Source organism: Nocardiopsis lambiniae, assembly GCF_031845465.1.
Classification (GTDB): domain Bacteria; phylum Actinomycetota; class Actinomycetes; order Streptosporangiales; family Streptosporangiaceae; genus Nocardiopsis; species Nocardiopsis lambiniae.
The window spans coordinates 1-255 of sequence record NZ_JAVREP010000063.1; the positions used below are offsets into that span (position 1 = coordinate 1).

Genomic DNA, 255 nt, shown 5'->3' on the forward strand with positions numbered 1-255 from the left:
GGGAGATCTACGAGTTCCTGGACTCGTACGTGATCGGTCAGGATCAGGCCAAGAAGGCGTTGTCGGTGGCGGTGTACAACCACTACAAGCGGGTGCGTTCGGAGGGTGAGCGTCCCGGTGGTGAGGATGTGGAGATCGCCAAGTCCAACATCTTGTTGTTGGGTCCGACGGGGTCGGGGAAGACGTTGTTGGCGCAGACGTTGGCGCGGATCTTGAACGTGCCGTTCGCGATCGCGGACGCGACGGCGCTGACGG

1 protein-coding gene is annotated in these 255 nt (G+C 62.0%); it reads left to right on the top strand.

Annotation, left to right across the window (positions count from 1 at the left end; genetic code table 11):
• Positions 1-255, top strand: a 255-nt coding sequence (locus tag RM479_RS27540; protein WP_311514586.1) for an ATP-binding protein, incomplete at both ends; no start/stop codon positions are given.